The sequence below is a fragment of the Rhizobium leguminosarum bv. viciae USDA 2370 genome (genome assembly GCF_002008365.1).
Lineage (GTDB): Bacteria > Pseudomonadota > Alphaproteobacteria > Rhizobiales > Rhizobiaceae > Rhizobium > Rhizobium leguminosarum.
Genome location: NZ_MRDL01000054.1, coordinates 401021 through 419835, shown reverse-complemented (window position 1 = coordinate 419835; position 18815 = coordinate 401021). Strand labels below are relative to the sequence as shown.

The following is an 18815-nucleotide window of genomic DNA, read 5'->3' as shown; positions in this document are numbered from 1 at the left end:
CTGAGGCAGTTGCGTTTGAATTCTTTATCGGTCATTCTAGAACAATCGATAAAGAATCGGAGTGACGATGGGCCGAACGCGGGAATTCGATGAGCAGGCGGTGCTGACGGGGGCGATGCACATCTTTCGCAAGCAGGGCTATCAAGCTGCATCAATCCGAGACCTCGAGGAGGCGACGGGGCTCAAGGGCGGAAGCATCTATCACGCCTTCGGCGACAAGGCCGGCCTCTTCGACGCAGCGTTCGAACATTACCACCGAACCGTGCTGGGGGGACGGATCGAGCGGTTTGCGCCGCCAGGAAGCGGGCTTCAGGGGTTGCGCGAATTGTTCCTCTCGCTCCTGCATGAGCCCGACGATGGCTCCCTTGGCTGCCTGATCACCAATATGGCGGTGGAATTCGGCGGCGGCGTCAATCCGCATCCCCGTGTCGAAGCGGCGCTCGGCCTCCTTCGTACCACATTCCGCTCGAGGCTGACCGAAGTGCCGACCATCGTTCGAGACGGTGACGGAGCCAAGGCGAACAGGACAGCCACCCGCCTTCTGGCCTTCTATCAGGGACTCCTCGTGCTCATTCGCGGCGGCGATGACAAGGCCGGCCTGCGGCAGGCGATAGAAGATGAATTCAATCAACTGGAGACGATGTCATGACACCTGAGGCACTCTGGAATCGATATGCAGCCATCTGGTCGCTGGACGCTGACGCTCGCGAGCCGGAAATGCTGGCTTGCCTCGCGGACGATGTGACCTATTGCGACCCGAATGGAGCGATCGCGGGGCGCGCCGGTCTCTCGGCTTATATGGCCGGCTTCAAGGAGAGCATGCCGGGAGGCCGGTTCAAGATATTGAGCGTTCTCCACCATAATGATCGTTCTCTGGCGCGCTGGGCACTGCGCCACGAAGACGAGAGGGTCTTGCAGACCGGCACGAGTTTCGGGGTGATTTCCGATGGCCGGTTCGGCGCGATCACCGGCTTCTTCGATCTTCTGGCGGAGCAGCAGCATGACTAGCGAGGCGACACGCGGGCTGGCGCTCGACTTTGCCGGCCAGATCGCCCCAGCCGGCTGCATCGATATCAGGCGCTTCTTCGGCGGATCCGCCCTGGTCCGAAACGGCGCGCAGTTCGGGTTCGTCATGAAGGGCACGCTGTATCTCCGCGTCGACGAAGCGATGCGCGCGGAGTTCGAGGCAGATGGCTCCGAACCGTTCAGCTACCGCGCTGCCGGCAGGGAGGTGACGGTTCGCCGCTACTACGCCGTCCCGGCACATGTGATCGACGACCCTGCGCTGCTGCACAGCTACGCGGAGCGCGCATTGCACGCGACCCCCACGCCGGCCATAGGCTCTCCGACACGATCCTGGCCGTCACCCCGTTTGGCTAATGCATAAGTGAGAGAGAAGGGCCGACATCTGTCGGTCCCCCTGTCTTTTGAGGGCCGGAAGCAACACCTCCCGATTCAGGTGTTCAGGCCGCCATCCACTGTGAGAATGGTTCCGGTGATGTGCCTTGCAGCAGGGCTTGCGAGGAAAGCCACAGCGGCCGCCACATCTTCCGGCTCGCCATAACGGCCAAGTGGGATGAGGGCGCGCTGGAAGTCGGCGAAGTCGCCGTCTGCGGGATTCATATCGGTGTCGGTCGAACCCGGCTGGACGAGGTTTACGGTGATATCGCGAGATCCGAGTTCCCGCGCGAGGCCACGGGTAAACGAGTGGAGCGCGGATTTTGTCATGAAATAGACCGTACCGGTATCACCGACGATGCGTTCGGCGCCGACCGAGCCGATCGTGATGACGCGGCCTCCCGCCTGCAGATAGGGAATCGCGGCCTGCGAAGCGAGCAAGGGCGACCGCACATTGACGTCCAGCAGCGCATCGATCTGCTCGACGCTGACGTCGGCGATCGCACCGTAAAGCGCGATTGCGGCATTGTTGACGAGAATGTCGAGACCGCCAAGTGCCTGGGCTGCCTCGTCAACCGAGCGCTTCACGGCTGCCGGATCGGCGCTGTCGGCCTGGATGGCAAGCGCTTTGCGGCCCTTGCGCTCGATCGCCCGGACGACTTCGGCGGCGCGATCGGCCGAACGCTCATAAGTGATGGCGACATCGGCGCCTTTGTCGGCAAGCGCCAATACGATGGCGGCGCCAATGCCGCGCGAGCCGCCTGTTACCAGGGCACGCTTTCCAGCCAGTTCTGTCATGATCTTCTCTTTCTGTAGTGATCGACACATAAATAGCTAGGCACGTTGCGATGGGGTGTCAATGGGTTTATATAATGATCGATGCAAAAATCGGATGAGATCTCGGAAGTCGATAAAACCCCTGCCCGCAGTCGCGGGCGGCCGCGGGCGTTCGATCGGGAAACAGCCTTGGCGCGGGCAACCCGCCTGTTCTGGATCAAGGGCTTCGAGGCGACCTCGATCGCCGACCTCACCGAGGCGATGGGGATCGGATCGCCGAGTCTTTACGCGGCATTCGGCTCGAAGGAGGCGCTCTATGCCGAGGCGTTGCGCCACTATCGCGACAACAACGAGGCGCTCGTCTGGGCAGGCTTCCTCTCCGCGGGCACGGCCCGTGAAGCGGTGATGTCGTTTCTGATGGATTCGGCCGCTGCCCTGACCGGCTGTGTCGTGGATATTCCCCGCGGCTGCATGGTGGCGCTCTCTTCGGTCGGCAGCGAGGGCCATGTGGAACTCGGCGAACTCGTGCGAGCCGCCCGCGCCGTCACGCTCGACCGCCTGAAGCTGCGCCTGAACCAGGCGATATCAGCCGGCGAAATTCCGGTCTCGACCGACGTGCACGCGCTTGCCCGCTTCGTGCAGACCGTTCAGAATGGCATGTCGATCCTGGCCCGCGACGGCGCGACCCGTGGCGAACTGGAGGCCGTGGCCGAGCTGGCCATGCTGGGTTGGGACACTCGAACCGGGGATGCTGAGCGCAGGCAGACTTACGCCGATCATGCATAACCTCTAGGCAGTCGGTCGCGGAGGCTTCGCAGGATCGTTGGAGCGCACCGCTGCCCCTCATCCGGCTGCCGCCACCTTCTCCCCGTAAATGGGGCGAAGGGGACATGTCGCGACCTCTCCGTTCCCCACTGGCCTGTCGCAGGGCACGTCCCCTCGCCCCGTTTACGGGGAGAGGGTTAGGGTGAGGGGCAGCCATCGGCGCGAACCGTCAGGAACCCGCCTCACAGTTCCGGCATCCCGCCCTGAACGCTCAAATCTCTCCCGCCGACGGTCCCCAGACATCCGTCAGCGCAAAACCGTTCGGATGCGGGTCAAAGGGGTCGAGGGCTACCTGGGTCAGGCCGAAGGTGAAGCCGCGGCCGGTGATGGTGGGGATGACGGCGGGGCGGCCGGCAACCTCGGTCACTGCCTGGAGGCCGACCTCGAATTCGGAACCGATGATCGATTTCGAGGTGAAGACGTCGCCGACCTTGGCCTTGCCGCGCGCATAAAGCGTGGCGAGATTGGCGGAGTTGCCGGTGCCGCAGGGCGAGCGGTCGGCGCGGCCCGGCCACATGGTGGTGCAGGTGCGCACCGTGCCGTCGGCTTCGGTATCGCGGAACATGACATAGGCGACGCCTGAGATCGCCGGGATCTCGGGATGGACGACCTTGATGTCGCGGTTGATCAGCTCCTTGAGGATCATGCCGGCCTGGACGAGGCCGGCGGCATTGGCCTTCTCGATCGTCAGACCGATCTGGCCGACATCGACCAGCGCATAGAAGATGCCGCCGTAGCTGATGTCGGCCTTGATCTTTCCCCAATGCGGCGTGTCGATTGCGACATCGAGCTCATGCACGAAGGAGGGCACCATGGTCAGCCTGACCTTTTCGCAGCGCCCGTCGCGGCAGGTTGCCGTCGCCTTGACCAGGCCGGCGGCGGTTTCGAGGGTGACGATCGTCTCCGGCTCCTTCATGTCGACGATGCCGGATTCGAGCAAGGCCGTGGTGACGCAGATCGAGTTCGAGCCGGAGCTCGCATGCGCCTGGTCGGGCTGCAGGATGATGAAGGCGGCGTCGGCCTCCGGGTGCCGTGCCGGCAGCAGCAGGTTGACCGAGCCGATCGGCGCGCCGCGCGGCTCCAGGCAAAGGAAGCGGCGAAGCTCGTCACCCTTCGGATCGGTGTTCAGCCAATGCAGCTGGGCGGCAATGGTATCGCCCGGGATCTTCGGCACGCCGCCGATCGCGACGCGGCCGATCTCACCTTCGGCGTGGACATCCAGCAACTGGATCGTGCGCTTCCATCTCATATCGAAAACTCCAGATCAGACGTGACGGGTGACGCCGCCATCGACGCGAATATTCTGGCCGGTGATATATCCGGCGCCATCGGAGAGCAGGAAGGCAGCGGTCTTGGCGATCTCCTCCACATGGCCGATGCGCTTCATCGGAACCTTCTCGGCGGTCTCGGGCTTGTGGTTCAGGCTGTCGATATAGCCCGGCAGTAAGCAGTTCATGCGGATATTGTCGGCCGCATAACGATCGGAATAAAGCTTGGTGAAGGCGCCGGCAGCGGCGCGATAGGTGCAGGACACCGGGAAGACCAGCGACGGCTCGTAGGCCGCGAAGGTGGTGATGTTGACGAAGGCGCCCTTGCCCTGTTTCAGCATGACCGGCGTCACCAGGCGGGCCATGCGCACCAGCGACAGGATCATCATGTCGGAACCGAGCGTCCAGTTCTCGTCTGAAATATCGAGCAGGTCGCCCTTCGGCGGGTGACCGCTCAGGTTGACGACGGCATCGATACGGCCATAGGTCTTCATCGTCAGATCGACGATCGCCTTGAGATCCTCAGCTTTTTCGGCAACGCCGCGCGAGGCGACGCCGCCGAGTTCGGCCGCCAGCTTCTCACAGCTTTCCGACGGCGACATCAGCGCCAACTGATAGCCCTGGGCGGAGAGCTCGCGGGCGATCGCCTCGCCCATGCCGCGGCCGCCGCCGGTGATCAGCGCTACGGGTTTGCTGGTATCGGACATCGGGGCCTCCTAATAGCGGTCTATGCGGAACGGGGTCACATCGAGGGATGGTTTGAGCCCGGTCACCATATCGGCGATCACGAGCGCTGTCGTTGCCGAAAAGGTCAGGCCGAGATGGCCGTGGCCGGTCGCATAAAAGACGCCGGGCATTTTCGACGACGGCGAAATGATCGGGATCGTATCGGGCAGCGCCGGACGATGACCCATCCATTCCGTCGTCTCCTCGACCTTCAGGCCGGGCAGCGCGCGCTGGGCATGGCGCACCAGCACCCGCGGACGGCGGAAATCCGGCGCGGCATCGAGACCGGCGAGCTCGACATTGCCGCCGACACGGATGCCGCCCGCCGTCGGCGTCACCATGAAGGCGCGATGCGGCCAGATCACCGAATAACGCATGGAGATGCCGGGCTTCATGATCTGCGTGTGATAGCCGCGCTCGGTTTCGAGCGGGATCGGCTCGCCGAGCTTTTCGGCAAGGAAACGGGTGTGGACGCCGGCGGCAAGCACCACCGAACCGGCCTCGATCCGCCTGCCATCCTCGAGTAGAACGACGGCCGTGCCATCGTCCCGGCGCTCGATATTCCGCACAGTGCCGGAGACGAAGGTCGTGCCCGCAGCCTTGGCGGCGTCGGCGAGTTTCACCACCAGTTGATAAGGGTCGCGGATCGACTTGTTGTCGGGAAGCAGCACGGCTTTGGCAATCGCCGGTGACAGGGTGGGTTCGTAATATTGGATGGCGCCGTTGCTCAAAACCTCGAATTCGAGGCCGTAGCGCTGCATCATGGCGAGATGGCCGCGATCGGCGGCAAATTCCGCCTCGGTCTCGTAGATCGCCAGGCAACCTTCCTCGGTCATCAATTCGGGTGCGCCGATCGCCTGGAGCATCTGCCTGAAATCGCCGAGCGCGCGGTTGGACAGGCTCATGCCGGCATCCTCGATCGCTCTCAGCCGCGAGGGCCGGCCGGCTGCGAGGAAGCGCAGGAACCAGGGCAGCATCCTGGCGGCATAGGAGGGCCGCAGCCAGACCGGGCCTTCCGGATCGAGCAGCCAGCCGGGGATCTTCTTCCAGGTCGAAGGGCCGGAGCCGGCGGCAAAATCGAGCGCGATGCTCGCCATATTGCCGAAAGAGGTGCCGCGTCCCGGCTCGCCCTTGTCGATCAGCGTCACCTCAAGGCCGCGCCGCTGCAGCTCGAAGGCGATCGAGGCGCCGATCACGCCCGCGCCGACGACCGCTACCCTCTTCTTCATCTCATCCGCCATGCCATCAACCCATCGCACGGCAGACAGAATTGCCGTCGTCAGCCTGATATATCACATCAAGATGGGATGCCTAGAGAATTTCCGTTTTCTCCGAATTACGGGAAATTCCCTATCTCTTTGGTTTTCGCAATTCCGAAACGCAAAACCGCAGTGCACTTTTGCTGGAATTGCTCTGTGGAATTTATTGGCTTTCCGGCAGGCTGGCACCGACGCTGTCGCCGACCGAACCGACGGTGTTGTTCATCGACTGGCCGAGACGCTTCAGCTGGGCGTCGTAGTTGCGCCGGGTGCGCGGATCGAAGATCGCAATCGGCGTGCTGACGGCGACGCTGACGGCACTTCCTGCAGTCTGGGCAGCGCCCATCGCCACCGCGCCGACGGCCTCGCCGAGCCCGACATTGGAATCGGTGATCGCCTGGCCGGCAATCAGCCGGTCGCCGATCAGCTTCACCACCTCGGGGCTTTCGGCGAACTTGCCGTGATTGAGCCGGTCGCCGCCCTTGAGCTTGGTGAGGTCAAGCACGGTGATGCCGGCTGCCTCGAGCTTGCTGCGATAGGGTTCTACGGAGGGATCGATCTGGCCGAGCCGGTCGACATTGCCGGAGATGCGCCGCGACAGCGCCAGAGCCCGGTCGTCCTGCGAGACGAAGATGGTGAAGTGCGGCCTTTCCTTGCCGAGGCTCGCGAACTGGCGGCCGAAGACATCGACATCGAGATCCGGCGAAGCGAGGATGACATTGTTGATCTTCGAGGCGACATGACCATTGCGGATCGCCATCTGCCGCAGCGCTTCGACGGTGAGCCAGGTGCCCATCGAATGGGCCATGATGGTGACGTCGCTGACGGCGGGATTGGCGGCGGTGCGGGTGAGCAGCTCCTCCAGCGCGTCGCGGGAATAGTTGGTGCTTTCCTTGTCGTAATTATAATCGAAGATGCTGCCGCGCGACGGCCAGGTGAAGACGACCGGGGCGACGTCGGCATGCGAATCATGGACGATCTGCGCGAAGCGGTAGACGGCATCCTCATAACGATTGTTGAAGCCGTGCACGAAGACCAGCACCCGGCGGCTCTTCGGCATATGGGTCTTCAGCCAGGTCTCGCCGGCCCGCTCGCCTTCCAGCGGATCGACGGAAATGGTGACGAAGTCGCGCAGCGGATCGGCCGGCAGGCGGCTTGGCCATTGCACCTGGCCGACCTTGCGATTGGCTTCCGGCGGAATGGAGACGTCGACGGCATTGACGGCGAGCCCAGTGCCACGTTCGCCGGAGAAAAGCACGGCGGGATTGTCGTCGGCAGCGCGCGTCGTGGCGACGAGAAGATCGACCTTGGAGGTGCCGGGGGCGACGGTGCCGGCCGCCTGCATGACACCGACCGGCCTGCCGCCGCAGCCGGCGAGCACCATCGTTGCAACCAGAAGACCTGTCAGGGCCGCGCGCGGAGCGCGCCTTTTGCCGATCATGACCAAACTCCAATCGGTTCACGCACCGGACAGGCGGCGCCCGTTCAAATAGTCCGACGAGGCTTGCCGAGTCAAACCGCGGGAGGTGGACAAGAGCTTTCCTGTAAGAACCGCTGCGCGCTTTTGCTGGAATTGCTCCTGAAACTTTAGGCTGTCCACGGCGTTTTGTCCGATCACATTCAATCGATGGATCAGGGTGATGAAGTTGCTCGCGATCACAGGCTTATCGACATTGATGCTGATGCCTTCTCTCGGCTCGACGGAGACGCTTGGCGAGGCCGATATCCGCCGCGACATCATCGGCAAGACGGTCTACCTCTCCACACCGCTCGGCGGTGAACTGCCACTGATCTTCCGCTCCTCCGGCAAGGTCGACGGCAACGGCCAGGCGATCGGTCTCGGCCGCTATGTCAAGCCAAGCGATACCGGCCAATGGTGGATCGACGCCAACCGCCTCTGCCAGAAATTCCAGAGCTGGAACAAGGGCAAGCCGATGTGCTTCGAACTCGAACGCGCCGGCGCCAACAAGGTCAAATGGACCCGGGACAACGGCAAAAGCGGCGTTGCCCGTATTGGCAATTGATCGATTCGACTTGGGAGAAAACAGACTTGCAGGAAAAGAAAAAAGCCCGACGCGGGAGGAGGTGCGCCGGGCTCTTGATCCTGACTGACAACTGGGAGGAGGAGTGTTGTCAGTCCGATGTAAGAGCGCTGGGAGGAGGAGTGCGCTGCTTACGAAGATAGTGATACCCAATTCTTTTGATTCGGAATAGCGAAAATACCGCAATGCAGCAATGCACTGGATGCAATGCTTGCCCTCAAAATAACAGGTCACCGCCTCATTTTGCAGCATGTTTGACCGGATGGTCAAAATTATGCCGAAAATTGCGGCCTCGCGGATCGCCGATGGCTTGCCCCGCATCCGCCTGCCGGCACCAACCGGGGTCGAGACGAGTGGCTCGACCCGGCAAGGTTAGGGTGAGGGGCAGCTGTCAGCGCCCGTCAAGCCGCCTTGAAGAGCTTCCGGCCTTCGGCGTCGAGGGCGGAGAATTCCTCGCTCGAGAGGGTGATGTCGACGGCTGCGACGTTTTCCTCGAGATGCTTGACCTTGGAGGTGCCGGGGATCGGCAGCATGACCGGGCTGCGTTTCAGCACCCAGGCGAGCGCGATCTGGCTTGGCGCGGCATTGTGCTTTTTGGCGATCGTATCGAGCAGCGAGCCCGGCTTGGCGAGGTCGCCGGCGGCCAGCGGGTACCAGGGGATGAAGCCGATATTATGCTTGGCGCAGTAATCGAGCACGTCTTCGCTGGTGCGATCGACGAGATTGTAGCGGTTCTGGACGGTCGCGACCTTGAAGTACTTCGAGGCGGCTTCAATGTCGGCAACGGACACTTCGCTCAGACCCGCATGGCGGATGAGGCCGCTATCGAGCAGCGATTTGATCGCATCGAACTGTTCCTTGGCCGGCACCTTCTGATCGATCCTATGAAGCTGCCAGAGATCGATCTGCTCGAGCCCAAGATTGCGCAGGCTCTTATGCGCCTGCTGGATCAGATATTCCGGACGGCCGACGGGCAGCCAGATATCGGGACCGTGGCGGGTCAGGCCGCCCTTGGTGGCGATGATCGACTTGCCGCCATAGGGATGCAGCGCTTCCTTGATCAGCCATTCGGAGACATCGGGGCCGTAGGAATCGGCCGTATCGATGAAGTTGACGCCGAGTTCCGGCAGGCGCTTCAGCGTGCGGATGGATTCGGCATGATCGGCCGGTTCGCCCCAGATGCCCTTGCCGGTGACGCGCATGGCGCCGAAACCGAGACGGTTGACCTCGATCTCGCCGCCGATCTTGAAGGTGCCTGACTTCGCTGCGTTGTAGTTGGCTGCGGTGTAACTGGACATGGTCTTTCCTCTCTTGGTCAATAGATCATTGAAAGTCGGTGGAATGGTCGGAGATGCCTGGGCTTTTGGAGACGTCTTCGGACGCGAATGCCTGCCCTGATCGAAAGTGATGCCGGCATGGTGATGACCCGCCCATCGAGATGATAAATGAGAATGTGGTCGCTGCGACGCTTGCAGATATAGGATCGCACCGCGGGGATAACAGTGACGGCGATGAAAACATTACAGGCCACTGGCGCGCGGGGTGTGCACGCTGATCCTCAGGCGACGTACGTCAAAGCCTGGTCTTCGCCTGGTCGCCGAACTCCGCCAGCATCTTCCAGAGGTCGGCGAAGATCTCCCGGGCGAAATCCTCAAGCGAGGCGCCCGGCGGGCGCTGCTGCCAGAGTTCGCCACCGACGCGCAGCGCGCCGATGACGATCGCCGCAAGGAGGCGCATGCGCGACCGCTGCTCTGGATCATTTCCCTTGCGCAGCAGCAGCGCCTCGGCGAGCTTCTGTTCGAGCCTGGCGTATTTCAGCTGATCGCGGGCCTTCAGCGCCGGCGTGCGACGGATGAGTTCGCCAAGCGCGAGGCCGCGCTCGTCAACCGAGGCGATGACGGTTGCGGTGATTGCCGCCTCGACCGCCTCGACGGAAGAATCATCTGCAGGCCTTGCGGCGATTGCCGCCATCAGCCGATCGGCAAAGCTATCCTGCCAAGCGAAAACCACCTCTTCCTTGGAGGGGAAATAATCGAAGAAACTACGCTTGGAGACATCGGCCGCTTCGGTGATGTCCTCGATGGTCGTGGCGTCGAAGCCGCGCTGGAGAAACAGGGTCATCGCAGCGTTTTCGATGCGCTCGCGCGTCTGCCGACGCTTGCGTTCCCGCCTGCCTTCCGTGGTCTCCGTCCGCTTGTTCTCAGCCATTCCGGCCCGGCATCATCGTTCAGCCGCCGGTTTCGTTGGAAAAGGCGGCGACGTCGTCGATTTCGGTGTCGCTCTGGCGATAGCGCTCGCTCGACAATTCCAGCGGCTTGCGGCGCGAAATCCGGTAGACGGAGGCCGGCGGCAGGTTGCGCACCGTGCCGCCGATGCGCACCGCCTTCAAGCCGAGACGGTCGAGGATCGGCCGCGACACCGGGCAGCGCGGACCATAGGTAAACTGATAAACCGCCCCGCCCGGCCGCATATAGGCGAAGGCGCCAGCCATGATCGAGGTGATCTTGCGCGGCGACATGGACAAAAGCGGCAGGCCGCTGACAACTGCGCCGACCGGTTCGCCTTCGAAAATATCGGCATGGGAGAGATGGGCGGCATCCATTTGTAACACGCGCGCCGTCGGGAACCGCGCCTGCAGCGAATTGATGAACTCCGGGCCATACTCGATCAGGGTCAGATCCGCCTCACTGACGCCGCGCGCCAACAGCGCACGGGTGAAGACGCCGGTTCCCGGGCCGAGTTCGATGATCGGACCGTCGAGTGCGGCAATTTCACTGGTCATGATCCTGGCAAGCGAATCCCCCGACGGCGCGATGGCCGCGACCCGAAGCGGGTTGCTGATCCAGGAGCGGAAAAAATGCAGGAAATCGGAGCATGCGGCCTTTGCAGTCATGACTATCCCCACCTGTGTCTGAAATTCGATTGATTATGAAATGCGACCATCGCGGCGAGCATGGCAATTCCAAGGCAGACGCGTCAATCGCTCTTGGCTGCGGCTTTTCGCAACACCCACTGTCACCAGTTTGCACGATTCTGTACTTATTGCATTTTTGCATTCGACGCAACATTTGTGCCGCAAATGCGAGAGGAATGACTGTCATCGTTGCAGCCACCGATCATCCCGTCGCCTGTCGGTCGCCGAGATCGAACGGATTTCAGCCTGGTCATCGCACTTTGCCCGTCAGGATCGCGCTCGAGATGATGTCGAACAGATGATCCGCGCGTGGGGCGAGCGAAGGCTGGTCGCCGATCCATGCCAATGCTCCGACCATTGCAAACAGATCCGTCCCGTCCATGTCGGATCGCGCCACGCCTTCGGCCTGGGCGCGGACAAGCAGGCGCGTTCCGGCTGCTTTCATGGTGACGCAGGAGGCATGAAGCGCGGAGCCTTCGTCGGCGATCGCGGCGACCACCGCGGCAATGGCACCACTATAATGATGCGCCATAGCGACGACCTCCCGCAGCCAGGTCACCAGAGCGGCATCGGGCTCGTTCGACGTTTCGAGTGCGTGCGCCCTTTCCTTCAGCGCGTCGAAGCCGTTGCGGAGAAGCGCCTCCAGCAGCGCCTCCCGCGTCGGAAAGTGGCGGTACAGCGTCCCATCCCCCACCCCCGCTTTGCGGGCAATGTCGCGCAGCGAGGCATCGGCACCTCCTCCCGTCAGCAGTTCACGGGCAACGGCGAGGATGTGATCGTAGTTCTTTTTCGCGTCGGCTCTCATCATACCTCTTGACAAGCGGCGCAGTGCTCCGCTTAAACGGGGCGGCGCTCCGGATAAACCGGGGCAGCGCTCCGAATTCAATAGCACATCTGTCCTGATGGAGAAAAGCGATGTCGGGTGAAACAATGAAAGCGATCCGGATTCATGCCTTTGGCGGCCCCGAGGTGCTGCGCTACGAGAACGCGCCGAAGCCTGAGCCGAAGCCGGGAGAGGTCCTTGTTCGCGTGCACGCTATCGGCATCAATCCTCCCGACTGGTACCTGCGCGATGGCTATAAGGCGCTTCCGCCGGAATGGCGGCCGCAAGTGCCGTTCCCGATCATTCTGGGCACGGATGTCTCAGGTGTCGTCGAAGCGGTCGCCGACGATGTCGGAGGTTTCTCCGTCGGCGACGAGGTCTACTCCATGGTTCGATTTTTCAGTGTCGGGGAAAGCAGGGCCTATGCCGAGTATGTCAGCGTGCCGGCGTCGGATCTTGCCCTCAAGCCTGCCGGCATCGATCACGTGCATGCCGCCGGCGCGCCGATGTCGCTGCTCACCGCGTGGCAGTTCATGATCGAACTGGGGCACAACGAGCCCAATCCGCTTCAGCCGCATAGGCATCAGCCCGTGCCGCTCAAGGGCAAGACCGTGCTCGTCAACGGGGCGGCCGGCGGCGTCGGGCATTTCGCGCTGCAGATCGCCAAACTGAAAGGCGCTGACGTCATCGCCGTGGCATCGGGCAAGCATGAATCCCTCTTGCTCGAACTCGGCGCCAACGCATTCATCGATTACACCAGAACGCCACCCGAGAACGTCGCGCATGACATTGACCTTGTCATCGACGCGCTTGGCGGGCCGACATCAGGTCGCTTCCTGCGCACGCTGAAGCGCGGCGGCGCATTGTTCCCGGTGTACCCCTTGGGCTTTGCCGGTGCCGAGGATGCCGAGAAGCTGGGCGTCACGGTCTCGGCAACCCAGGTCCGGTCGAGCGGGGGCCAGCTGACGGACGTCGGCCGCTTGCTCGATGACGGGACGATCCGCGTCGCCATAGACAGCACCTACCCGCTCGCCGAGGCTCGCAAGGCGCACGAACGCGCCGCCAAAGGCCACATCCAAGGCAAGATCGTGCTCACGGTCATGCCATTGAAGAAGGGGGCGTAACAAGCATGCTTATCCTCATGGGCTACATCCACCTTGATCCGTCCGACCTTCATGATTTCGTCACCGACGTTGAGGCGATCAGCCTCGGCACGAGAACTGAAGAGGGATGCCTCTTTTACGGCATTGTCCTGGAGGACGGGCCGACCGGACGCTTTCTGGTCGCTCAACGCTGGCAGGATCGGGAATCATTGACGGCCCATCTTGAGGGAGGCGAGACCCTGGCATTTCTGGAGACCTGGAGGGACAGGATGAAAGTCGATCTGCCAGCCTATGACGTTCTGGAAGAACGGCCGCTCGCGATGGCGAACGGCCGAGCGTCTCGTCAGTAATTGCAGCTGGAGCTGCTCGTCGGGTTGAAGCCGAGCTTGCAATCCATGTTGAGCGGCTTCTTCGGGTTCATCATATAATGTGTCGAGCCCGTGGTTTCCGAGGCGCGCTCGCCGATCGAACCGGTCGTGCGCCTGTCGTGCTGCACCGTGGTTTCTTGCTGGGCAACCGGACGCGTGGCTGCACCCTGCTCCGTCGCGCTCGACTGGAGGGGAGCTGCCGTGGCCGAGAAGGCCGAGAGGCCGAGGATTGCGCCGAAGGCAGCGGCCATCAGGTCGTGCTTGAAAGTCGTGGTCATGATCGTCTCCTTGGGAGGATTCGTGGAATTTACGCCCCGGAGTTAGGAAGGCGATCTGTCACATACTACGGTGCCAAAGCGGGGGTCACGGATATGTGAGCGGCGGCCCGATCGAGAAAAAGGCGGCTCATCGCCGCCTCTTTCATTTGCCGGCTCAATAGCCGTTATCACAGGGCATGCTACCGGGGCCGATCGATCCAGAAAACGTAGGGTTGCACATTTCCGGAGCTGCCGGCCTGTTCACCGGCGGGCGGACGATGGAGCCCGTGGTGCCGGCCTCGACGCCGAAAGCGGCAAGTGGATACCAGTAGCCATCGGAATGGCGGCGGGTGCCGGGGCGCTCGGTGCGGAAGCCCTGATAGCCATGCCAGGACCCGGCATGTGGTTTATATTGCACCATTTTCACGTCCGAGACAGTTGGCGGGGAGCCCGTCTGGACGGGTGCGGCTCGCGCGGGGACAATCGACGCGAGGGCGAGAAGGGCGCCGAGTGCGGCGCTGGAAGGGGTGAGCCTGAGCATCTTCATGATAAACCCTCCTTACTGGATTTATCTCGAGAGAATGCCTTTCCCGGGTGCGGAGTTCCGCGGCTCACATGTAATTCCAAAACTCGTGATTGCAGGCGATCCGACGTGACTAAATCGCTGAAAAACGTGAAAAGTCGCGATCAGCAGAAGGGCTCGAACGGCGCTGGTGAGGAAAGCTGAATTCTCTGTTCTCAATTCGCGTATAATGTCCGGTAGCCCTGGCCGGAGAGGCAGGCGACATATTGCCGGTGGGCGGCGGCGCGCGCCGTCGTTTCGGCCTCCAGCTCATCGGCTCCGGCATACCCGGTCAGCTGGGCGCGCAGCTGATACTGCTTCCTCGCCTCATCATACATGGCGTTGCCGTCGGTCATGCACAGGCCGTGCGCAACAGCAGGCGGATTGACCGGCACGCCGACCGCCAGGAGTACGGGATCATTGGCATGGTCGATGCAGCCGGCAAGGCCCGTCATCATCGCCAGGGCAGCCAGAGCCCGAATAATTCCCACCGTCATGCATTCCTCCGGCTGAAGCGCCTCAAAGATCATCAGACCTGCGGATACATCAGGAAGGTTGCGCGAAACTAGGCTGACGAGTTGCCTGCCAATTCCGACCAGACGGCGCCACTCAACTAGATATGTTTAAAATATTGCTAAAATATTATATTAATGCTTACTTATAGTCGTAAACGCTAATCTTTCAGGAGGGAAAGATTATGGCTTCGCCGTGGGTAAACGACGCGCTGTCGCACGCACAATCAGCGTTTTCCAGCAAGACCGACACAAATATCCTTGAGGTTGGAGGTGGCTCTCGCACGCATATCCCCTTGCAAGGAGCGAGATATACCGTTGTCGATATCTCCAAGGAGCAGCTCGAGAAGAACAAGGACGCCGCTGAGCGGATCCTCGGCGATGCTCAAACCATCGACTATGGAGATCGCCGCTTCGACGCCTGCGTCTTCTGGGACGTTCTCGAGCATTTGGAAAGCCCGCGCTCTGCCTTGTTGAGAGCCCATGACACCCTGTCTCCCGGTGGTCTGGTGTTCGTCAAGGGTCCGATCCTGAACTCAGCCAAGGGGATCTTCACCGATCTGACACCCTGGTGGACCCACGTCTTGTTCTATCGCTACGTGCTCAGGCAGAAAAACGCCGGAAAACCGGGCTATGCCCCCTTCCGCGTCGAGCACGCCGCGGAGGCATCCCATTCGGAGATTGCAGGAACATTGAAGGAACTCGGCATGGATGTCGTCTTCGTCGGCGAGTATGTGTCGACGCAGGTGTACGCGCTCAAGGACCGAATTCCCCCGCTTTATTGGCTCTATGAAGCTTTCGGCCTTCTGCTTCGCACGACTTCGGCTGGGAAGATCGGGGGGCGGGAGACGGAGTTCCTGATCGTGGCAAAGTGTCTTCGTCAGTAACTCCCCACCAAGATCTATATAGCACTTCGGAATCCCGAAATTGGTTGCGACATTGAAATCATTCAACGTTTCTCGCTGTCGATACCTCACGAAGCGCGGCGGATTTCGGAATCCCGAAGCGGGGGAATTTCGGGATTCCGAAGTGGGATTTTTTCTTCCTGCCGACGCGCCCGCGTTTGTCGGCGGCAATCTTGCGGTCGGTCTCGGACCATTTCCGGCACCTTTCCGCCGTGCATCGCTTCCACTCGTCGGTGGGTGGCGCGCCTTCATGGTCACCGACAAAAGTCAGCGTGAACCGGTTGGGATGCGCGACACCGCTGCCCGCCCGGCCGCGGCGAACTTTTATCAGCCCCTTATATTCGAGCTCATCGATCGCATCGGCTACATATTCGCCGGTCACGCCGTAAGACACGAATTGAGGATGGGTCACGACAAGCTTGCCGTTTTCCAAGGCGGCGTGCGACGCGTGCTCGATGACGATGCGGAAGAAGGCGCGGCAGGCATTCGCACTCAATGTCGTGAAGGCCGCAGATTCCAGCAACTGAATGGTGAACCATTGCCAGCGAAGGCTACCGTCATCCGTCCGGCTCGGCGGAGCGATATGCTTGCGCACCATTGCCCGCGTCTTTCCCTGACTGGTTCGACTTTTGTCGCGAGGGTTGAATTCCGCCATCAGCCCCTCGCCCGTGTTGTCGATCGGTATCCGCCCGCCCTCCGGAGCCTGTTGCGGGAACTCCGTTCATGCAGCGCGTGACGGCCAAAGCTCGTCCACACCATCATCTCATCTCTGAGAAAAAATTTGCTCAACATCTGACAGTCCATGGTTGCAATGGCGGCAAACCTAGCGCAAGAACGATCCATGAACTAGGAAAATATTCTTAGTTATGATCTTCTATTATCCAGTCCCTTCTGCTAGGATCCCTGCAATGAATCTCGGGGGTAGAAGCACGATGCGAATAAGCGGTATGGGGGAGAAGAGCGTGGTCGTTTGCATCCGGCGATTGTCGGCATTGGTTTCGATCTTACTGGCAAGCGCTGTCCAAGCCTTTCCCTGCGATCAGACCATCGTGCTGTCCAACTGGAAGTCTTGCCAGGTCGCCCCCTTGAGCGATGAGGGTGGCGCCGCTGATTGGAAGGCGGTGCCTGAATGGACCCGCGACAAAGCCATAAGCCCCTATTTCTTGAATGATCCGCGTGCGCTGGCAAACCACGGGCTTTGCAACGCCAAATTCCATCGCGTCGTGATCTGCTGGCCGGGATGGGATGAGGGCAATAAGGACGAATGCTCCTATATCATTTGCAACGGCGCGTCGTGGAAAAGAGAATCCGAAGGGGGTTGAGAGAGACCCTATAGCCGAAGAAGCTGAGCCTTGATCTCCTGATCTCAATCTTGAAAACCTGAAGCAGTTTCGCGCAAAACGATTATTGCGGCAACGGCACTACCCATCCTCTTCATATGCAAATATGCTCGCGGGCCGGCAGCCGGACGGCGCCCCACAACCCTCAATGTTCAGAGGCCCTGCACGCATGACATCACCGCACTGGAAGAGATTTGCCTGGTTTTGCCTGTGCCTCACACTCTCCCATCCGGCGTGGTCTGCCGGCGGCATCGAGATCCCGGGCTACGCGCCGGCGACGGGCGTCGAGCGCAGCTACCGCGTTCAAAAAGCGACCGAGACCGATATGTCGTTCTGGTTCGACAAGCCAGGCGCCTCGGCCATGACGATGCGCGGCGCGTTTCGCCAACGTATGACGGTCCTGTCGCGGGATGAAGACGGCATGCGGGTTCGCTGGTCCCTCAGCGCCGACTTGCCGGAAGGCATTGCGGGCCTTGCCGACAGCTATCAGATGAACCTGCTCTATCGGAATTCCCTCACGGCCTATGGCACCGCTGCGCTCGAACTCGAAACCGACCTGAACGGCAACCCGCGCGATCTCTCCGGTGTCGATCAGATCGTGACGCACATGCGGGAGATGGCGGCCAATGGACCGGATGGAGTTCCCGCGGCGGCGGAAAGCGGGGTCTATGACATCATCGCCAAGCTGGAGGCAGACCCTCTTCAGATTGTTGCCGCCTTGGTGCCGGAGGCGCAACTGCTTGCCACGGGGCAATCCTATCGGGCGGAGACCATGGAGATTGGTCAGGCCTCGGCGACCTCGCGAGACGAAGATTATGGCGGCGTCAATGTCCCGGTGACGTCGAGCTGGACCCTGGAATCCACCGACGCAACCGCACGCACGGCAACCCTTTCCCTGTCGGAGGAAGCCGACGCCGCAGTTTTCAGCCAGTCGCAGCAGCCGGCGATCGCAAATTTGATGAGCAACTTTGCCGAGCGGGCAAAGAACCTCACGGCCGATCAACTGGCTTCCCTCAAACGCGCCAGCAAGAACCGAAGCGTCGAGCTCGTGGTGTCCCTCAACGATGGCTCGACGCTCGAAGCGTCGGAGATCGTGACTGTCGCGGCAGGAGGGACGACGTTGCGCACATACACCCACATCAAACGCGAGGATATACCGGCCAGCCTGCAGCTTCCCACCGTGCTGACGGCAAAAGACTTGCAGACGCCCGATTTGCATATCGAGCCGCTGCCATCGGCCAAGGCCGGGCCGAGCATCCTGGATGAGCTTTCGACACCGCCTGCCCCACCGACGGCATCGCAAGATACAACCGTTGCTGCAGACAATGACGCGGCCAAGGCGATCGCGCCTGTCTCGGTTGAGGTGAAGAGTGCGGAGGTAACCCTGTCCCCCGTGTCCTACGACCATGGCCTGAATATCGAGCTCACCCCGGAAAGCGCCGTCACATTCCGCGATTTCACCCAAGCGGTATTGGGACGACAAACGCAGATGCTGATCAACGACAAGGTCGTCATGGAACCCTGGATGAGGGAGCCGATCATGGATGGTCACATCGTTCTGGCGGAAACGGATAGGAAAGATTTGGAAGCGATGGCGGAACAGCTGAGGGTTCCCGGGGCCAAGATTCTCGTACGGTTACGCCCATGAGGGCGCCACCTGTGTCGTCCGCGCCTCTGTCTTTGGTTTTGCGCATGTCACGGTCGCTAAACCGCTGCACAGTTTTGCGCGACATGCT

At 61.5% G+C, this 18815-nt stretch carries 21 protein-coding genes and 2 pseudogenes; 10 read left to right on the top strand and 13 right to left on the bottom strand.

Annotation, left to right across the window (positions count from 1 at the left end):
- The first annotated feature begins 67 nt into the window (after positions 1 to 67).
- From BS629_RS33905 to BS629_RS33895, 3 genes and pseudogenes are all read left to right on the top strand, one after another.
- Positions 68 to 649, top strand: a complete 582-nt coding sequence (locus tag BS629_RS33905; protein WP_018244581.1) for a TetR/AcrR family transcriptional regulator — start codon at positions 68 to 70, stop codon at positions 647 to 649.
- Positions 646 to 1008, top strand: coding sequence for a nuclear transport factor 2 family protein (locus BS629_RS33900; RefSeq protein ID WP_018244580.1), 363 nt, complete (start codon positions 646 to 648; stop codon positions 1006 to 1008). The genes BS629_RS33905 and BS629_RS33900 overlap by 4 nt, the downstream gene beginning before the upstream one ends.
- Positions 1001 to 1380: pseudogene (locus BS629_RS33895) on the top strand (TfoX/Sxy family protein). The gene BS629_RS33900 and the pseudogene BS629_RS33895 overlap by 8 nt, the downstream one beginning before the upstream one ends.
- A gap of 75 nt (positions 1381 to 1455) precedes the next feature.
- Here the strand turns inward: BS629_RS33895 and BS629_RS33890 are convergent.
- Positions 1456 to 2196 carry an SDR family NAD(P)-dependent oxidoreductase gene (locus BS629_RS33890; protein ID WP_018244579.1) on the bottom strand — a complete coding sequence of 247 codons (741 nt, stop codon included), beginning with the start codon at positions 2194 to 2196 and terminating at the stop codon, positions 1456 to 1458.
- A gap of 81 nt (positions 2197 to 2277) precedes the next feature.
- Here BS629_RS33890 and BS629_RS33885 point away from each other — a divergent pair, with 81 nt between their 5' ends.
- The gene (locus tag BS629_RS33885) at positions 2278 to 2961 is read left to right on the top strand and encodes a TetR/AcrR family transcriptional regulator (RefSeq protein WP_018244578.1); all 684 of its coding nucleotides are present in this window, start codon (positions 2278 to 2280) and stop codon (positions 2959 to 2961) included.
- Positions 2962 to 3211: 250 nt separating this feature from the next.
- Here the strand turns inward: BS629_RS33885 and BS629_RS33880 are convergent, their stop codons facing one another.
- From BS629_RS33880 to BS629_RS33865, 4 genes are all read right to left on the bottom strand, one after another.
- Complete coding sequence (locus tag BS629_RS33880; protein ID WP_018244577.1) at positions 3212 to 4249, bottom strand: 4-hydroxyproline epimerase; 1038 nt, start codon at positions 4247 to 4249, stop codon at positions 3212 to 3214.
- A 15-nt stretch (positions 4250 to 4264) separates the two neighbouring features.
- The gene (locus BS629_RS33875; protein ID WP_018244576.1) at positions 4265 to 4975 is read right to left on the bottom strand and encodes an SDR family oxidoreductase; all 711 of its coding nucleotides are present in this window, start codon (positions 4973 to 4975) and stop codon (positions 4265 to 4267) included.
- Positions 4976 to 4984: 9 nt separating this feature from the next.
- Positions 4985 to 6235, bottom strand: a complete 1251-nt coding sequence (locus tag BS629_RS33870; protein ID WP_026188600.1) for an NAD(P)/FAD-dependent oxidoreductase — start codon at positions 6233 to 6235, stop codon at positions 4985 to 4987.
- Positions 6236 to 6416: 181 nt separating this feature from the next.
- Complete coding sequence (locus BS629_RS33865) at positions 6417 to 7694, bottom strand: alpha/beta hydrolase (RefSeq protein WP_018244574.1); 1278 nt, start codon at positions 7692 to 7694, stop codon at positions 6417 to 6419.
- Positions 7695 to 7893: 199 nt separating this feature from the next.
- Here BS629_RS33865 and BS629_RS33855 point away from each other — a divergent pair, with 199 nt between their 5' ends.
- A complete protein-coding gene (locus BS629_RS33855) occupies positions 7894 to 8277 on the top strand; it encodes a hypothetical protein (RefSeq protein ID WP_026188599.1) in 384 nt (127 codons plus the stop codon).
- A 419-nt stretch (positions 8278 to 8696) separates the two neighbouring features.
- Here BS629_RS33855 and BS629_RS33850 read toward each other — a convergent pair whose 3' ends face one another.
- The 4 genes from BS629_RS33850 to BS629_RS33835 all read right to left on the bottom strand — a co-directional run bounded on the left by BS629_RS33850 (position 8697) and on the right by BS629_RS33835 (position 12017).
- The gene (locus BS629_RS33850) at positions 8697 to 9593 is read right to left on the bottom strand and encodes an aldo/keto reductase (protein ID WP_018244572.1); all 897 of its coding nucleotides are present in this window, start codon (positions 9591 to 9593) and stop codon (positions 8697 to 8699) included.
- Between the two features lie 274 nt (positions 9594 to 9867).
- Positions 9868 to 10503 carry a TetR family transcriptional regulator gene (locus BS629_RS33845; RefSeq protein ID WP_018244571.1) on the bottom strand — a complete coding sequence of 212 codons (636 nt, stop codon included), beginning with the start codon at positions 10501 to 10503 and terminating at the stop codon, positions 9868 to 9870.
- A gap of 19 nt (positions 10504 to 10522) precedes the next feature.
- Positions 10523 to 11188, bottom strand: a complete 666-nt coding sequence (locus tag BS629_RS33840) for a class I SAM-dependent methyltransferase (protein ID WP_018244570.1) — start codon at positions 11186 to 11188, stop codon at positions 10523 to 10525.
- A 271-nt stretch (positions 11189 to 11459) separates the two neighbouring features.
- Positions 11460 to 12017: a TetR/AcrR family transcriptional regulator gene (locus BS629_RS33835; RefSeq protein ID WP_018244569.1), complete on the bottom strand. Its 558-nt coding sequence runs from the start codon at positions 12015 to 12017 to the stop codon at positions 11460 to 11462.
- 107 nt (positions 12018 to 12124) lie between these two features.
- Between BS629_RS33835 and BS629_RS33830 the strand changes: the two genes are divergently transcribed.
- Entirely contained in the window at positions 12125 to 13156 is a 1032-nt protein-coding gene (locus BS629_RS33830; RefSeq protein WP_018244568.1) for an NADP-dependent oxidoreductase, read from the top strand.
- A 5-nt stretch (positions 13157 to 13161) separates the two neighbouring features.
- Positions 13162 to 13485, top strand: coding sequence for a putative quinol monooxygenase (locus tag BS629_RS33825; protein ID WP_018244567.1), 324 nt, complete (start codon positions 13162 to 13164; stop codon positions 13483 to 13485).
- Here BS629_RS33825 and BS629_RS33820 read toward each other — a convergent pair.
- The 3 genes from BS629_RS33820 to BS629_RS33810 all read right to left on the bottom strand — a co-directional run bounded on the left by BS629_RS33820 (position 13479) and on the right by BS629_RS33810 (position 14819).
- Positions 13479 to 13781, bottom strand: coding sequence for a hypothetical protein (locus BS629_RS33820; RefSeq protein WP_018244566.1), 303 nt, complete (start codon positions 13779 to 13781; stop codon positions 13479 to 13481). The two genes, BS629_RS33825 and BS629_RS33820, sit on opposite strands and share 7 nt — an antisense overlap.
- A gap of 154 nt (positions 13782 to 13935) precedes the next feature.
- On the bottom strand, positions 13936 to 14307 hold the full coding sequence (locus BS629_RS33815) for a hypothetical protein (RefSeq protein ID WP_018244565.1): 372 nt from the start codon (positions 14305 to 14307) through the stop codon (positions 13936 to 13938).
- A 191-nt stretch (positions 14308 to 14498) separates the two neighbouring features.
- Positions 14499 to 14819, bottom strand: coding sequence for a hypothetical protein (locus tag BS629_RS33810; RefSeq protein WP_026188598.1), 321 nt, complete (start codon positions 14817 to 14819; stop codon positions 14499 to 14501).
- Between the two features lie 200 nt (positions 14820 to 15019).
- Here BS629_RS33810 and BS629_RS33805 point away from each other — a divergent pair, with 200 nt between their 5' ends.
- Positions 15020 to 15721 carry a class I SAM-dependent methyltransferase gene (locus BS629_RS33805; protein WP_018244563.1) on the top strand — a complete coding sequence of 234 codons (702 nt, stop codon included), beginning with the start codon at positions 15020 to 15022 and terminating at the stop codon, positions 15719 to 15721.
- Between the two features lie 86 nt (positions 15722 to 15807).
- Here the strand turns inward: BS629_RS33805 and BS629_RS33800 are convergent.
- Positions 15808 to 16394: pseudogene (locus tag BS629_RS33800) on the bottom strand (hypothetical protein).
- Between the two features lie 211 nt (positions 16395 to 16605).
- Between BS629_RS33800 and BS629_RS33795 the strand changes: the two are divergent.
- Positions 16606 to 17061: a hypothetical protein gene (locus BS629_RS33795; protein WP_018244562.1), complete on the top strand. Its 456-nt coding sequence runs from the start codon at positions 16606 to 16608 to the stop codon at positions 17059 to 17061.
- Between the two features lie 187 nt (positions 17062 to 17248).
- Entirely contained in the window at positions 17249 to 18727 is a 1479-nt protein-coding gene (locus tag BS629_RS33790; protein ID WP_018244561.1) for a hypothetical protein, read from the top strand.
- Positions 18728 to 18815: the final 88 nt, after the last annotated feature.

Coding starts and splice junctions, on each gene's coding strand:
- BS629_RS33815 (WP_018244565.1), bottom strand. CDS start 14,307: ATGAAGATGCTCAGGCTCACCCCTTCCAGCGCCGCACTCGGCGCCCTT.
- BS629_RS33855 (WP_026188599.1), top strand. CDS start 7,894: ATGAAGTTGCTCGCGATCACAGGCTTATCGACATTGATGCTGATGCCT.
- BS629_RS33835 (WP_018244569.1), bottom strand. CDS start 12,017: ATGATGAGAGCCGACGCGAAAAAGAACTACGATCACATCCTCGCCGTT.
- BS629_RS33805 (WP_018244563.1), top strand. CDS start 15,020: ATGGCTTCGCCGTGGGTAAACGACGCGCTGTCGCACGCACAATCAGCG.
- BS629_RS33885 (WP_018244578.1), top strand. CDS start 2,278: ATGCAAAAATCGGATGAGATCTCGGAAGTCGATAAAACCCCTGCCCGC.
- BS629_RS33875 (WP_018244576.1), bottom strand. CDS start 4,975: ATGTCCGATACCAGCAAACCCGTAGCGCTGATCACCGGCGGCGGCCGC.
- BS629_RS33890 (WP_018244579.1), bottom strand. CDS start 2,196: ATGACAGAACTGGCTGGAAAGCGTGCCCTGGTAACAGGCGGCTCGCGC.
- BS629_RS33795 (WP_018244562.1), top strand. CDS start 16,606: ATGATCTTCTATTATCCAGTCCCTTCTGCTAGGATCCCTGCAATGAAT.
- BS629_RS33870 (WP_026188600.1), bottom strand. CDS start 6,235: ATGGCGGATGAGATGAAGAAGAGGGTAGCGGTCGTCGGCGCGGGCGTG.
- BS629_RS33790 (WP_018244561.1), top strand. CDS start 17,249: ATGACATCACCGCACTGGAAGAGATTTGCCTGGTTTTGCCTGTGCCTC.
- BS629_RS33865 (WP_018244574.1), bottom strand. CDS start 7,694: ATGATCGGCAAAAGGCGCGCTCCGCGCGCGGCCCTGACAGGTCTTCTG.
- BS629_RS33840 (WP_018244570.1), bottom strand. CDS start 11,188: ATGACTGCAAAGGCCGCATGCTCCGATTTCCTGCATTTTTTCCGCTCC.
- BS629_RS33905 (WP_018244581.1), top strand. CDS start 68: ATGGGCCGAACGCGGGAATTCGATGAGCAGGCGGTGCTGACGGGGGCG.
- BS629_RS33845 (WP_018244571.1), bottom strand. CDS start 10,503: ATGGCTGAGAACAAGCGGACGGAGACCACGGAAGGCAGGCGGGAACGC.
- BS629_RS33900 (WP_018244580.1), top strand. CDS start 646: ATGACACCTGAGGCACTCTGGAATCGATATGCAGCCATCTGGTCGCTG.
- BS629_RS33810 (WP_026188598.1), bottom strand. CDS start 14,819: ATGACGGTGGGAATTATTCGGGCTCTGGCTGCCCTGGCGATGATGACG.
- BS629_RS33880 (WP_018244577.1), bottom strand. CDS start 4,249: ATGAGATGGAAGCGCACGATCCAGTTGCTGGATGTCCACGCCGAAGGT.
- BS629_RS33850 (WP_018244572.1), bottom strand. CDS start 9,593: ATGTCCAGTTACACCGCAGCCAACTACAACGCAGCGAAGTCAGGCACC.
- BS629_RS33825 (WP_018244567.1), top strand. CDS start 13,162: ATGCTTATCCTCATGGGCTACATCCACCTTGATCCGTCCGACCTTCAT.
- BS629_RS33830 (WP_018244568.1), top strand. CDS start 12,125: ATGTCGGGTGAAACAATGAAAGCGATCCGGATTCATGCCTTTGGCGGC.
- BS629_RS33820 (WP_018244566.1), bottom strand. CDS start 13,781: ATGACCACGACTTTCAAGCACGACCTGATGGCCGCTGCCTTCGGCGCA.